Origin of the sequence: Deinococcus yavapaiensis KR-236, from assembly GCF_003217515.1 — a bacterium.
GTDB classification, from domain to species: domain Bacteria; phylum Deinococcota; class Deinococci; order Deinococcales; family Deinococcaceae; genus Deinococcus_A; species Deinococcus_A yavapaiensis.
Map to the genome: position 1 here is coordinate 1 of NZ_QJSX01000041.1, position 1898 is coordinate 1898.

Here is a 1898-nt window from a genome sequence, read left to right on the forward strand (position 1 = left end):
TTGTTCGCGTGGCTGTGAAACCCCGTAAGGGTTTCGTTTGAAGCTCTGGAGCCTCTCGGGGGAGAGACCGTCTTCACCATCCTGTCGGATGGCCCTTGCAATTCAAGCTTCTTCCGTTGTCATGCTTCGCGAGACTCGCGTCTCTGTGCGCGTTCGGGTTGGTTCCCTCAACGACTCAGTTAGTATACTCTTTGTTATCAAACTTGTCAATAGCTCGAGTATTTAAGTTGAGCGCGTTTCGCGCAGGTCTTTATAGTAGAGCAACCTCAAGCAGCTGTCAACTCCGTGTCAGGATGAGATCGCTCATTCCCACCTACCGAAGCGACCTACTTCGGCAAGGTTCACAAGAATACTCCCTCGCCCTGCTTCTGTCAAGAGCAGAATAAAGGGACGTGCTCGAGCGCTCCAAGGCGGCATACCGAAATGCGCGGCGACCGTCGTCCCCAGCAAGAAGTAGATCGAGCACGCCTCTCGGCCGGACTCTCGTGTCACTTGATGGGGCTGGAGTGCACCTCCTTCTCCCCTCCTGCAGCAACGAGTCACTTTGGACGAGTTGCTCTCGAGCAGCGCGGCCTTGTCATTTGATGCACACCGCGAAAGCTTGAGGGTGCAGTCACTGATCAGTGCAAAAGTTCGGTGGGTGATTCCGACGTGTCATGTCGGCGGAGCCGTCCGGCTTATTGCGCGTTCCTACCGTCCTTTTGCACAACTTCGACCCTCTCATTTCGCTGCCAGTCTTCGACATAGCCCGACAACGTGTACCCCACCGATTTGTACAGCGCCATTGCCGCGGCAAGCCTCTCGAAGGTATATATCGAGATTTTTTCCGCGCCCAGCACGATCAGTCGGCGTGTGACTTCCTGCACCACCAGCTGCCCTAAGCCCCGCTTCCGGAAATCGGGATGGGTGCCCACCGGTTCTTGAATGCCGTTGCGAGTTTGCGGATCGTACCAGCCGAGTGCATAAGCGGCCAACGCTCCATCCGGGGCTACCAGCACCATGTCGAGGTCAGCGCGGTAACTCGGCGCGGCCCGCAGATGTTCATACGCCTCCAGCGTGACTTTAGAGGGGTGCCAGACGGCTCGGTGCAATGCCACCCGCTTGGCCTTGAGGTCGGGATCGTCCGTGACGGATGAAAAGGAAAAACCGTTCGGCAGCGTTGGTGTGGGCACGCCCTGCACGACAGGCCGATACACAAAGCAACACATGCGTTCACCCGTTCGTGAAAAGTCAGCTCGTTCCAAGGCCCGCGTCAACGCCTCGTCGCCTGCATCGGCCGCAACGGTCAGTGACTTTTGCGTGTTGGCTGCAGCTTTTGCCTGCGCGAAGGCCAGCATCTCGTCGAGCACCGCTGAAGGAGTGTGCGGAGCCGCCTGAAGGGTGGCCCATTCAGGCGGCTTGTTGAACACAAATCCCAGCAGCTTGCCCGCATCGTCGTGAAACAACTCGATGCCTTCCTGCGGATCGAACACGGTGTTCTGGCGGATCCACCACGTCAAGTCGCCGGGGTGGAGGTAGCCTGCTTGCGAGTTGGCGACGTTGACCCTCGACAGGAAGTCCAAGAGGACTCGAAAGTCCGCGTCATCGCGGTAGGGACGGTGAGACATAAAAGCAGTGTGCGGCGCTCAACGCCTCAGAACATGCGTCAACGAGCTTATCTCTGGGTATAGAGCGCAAGGACGCTCCCGTCGTTGAGCATTGACTGACCTCAGTTGCCCTCGAGTGGAACGCGACGACGTCCCGCACGTTCACAACAATGATTCATCGTCCGAACCACCCGCGTAACTTCTGCGGTGATCAATAAAGTGCGTCTGAAAAGCGTGCAGGACGAGATTTTCCCGTTTCATGAGGTTGGTCGACGATAGAGGTCGAGGTGATGTCCCGTGAGTCGACCCGCG

Annotated in this window: 1 protein-coding gene; it reads right to left on the reverse strand. The window is 57.6% G+C overall.

All coding sequences use genetic code 11. The features are described 5' to 3' along the window. Positions 1-677: 677 nt before the first annotated feature. Positions 678-1607, reverse strand: a complete 930-nt coding sequence (locus DES52_RS22390) for a GNAT family N-acetyltransferase (RefSeq protein ID WP_110889048.1) — start codon at positions 1605-1607, stop codon at positions 678-680. Positions 1608-1898: the final 291 nt, after the last annotated feature.

Excerpts from the sequence above, each read along its gene's own strand:
- DES52_RS22390 (WP_110889048.1), bottom strand. The coding sequence starts at position 1,607 with ATGTCTCACCGTCCCTACCGCGATGACGCGGACTTTCGAGTCCTCTTG.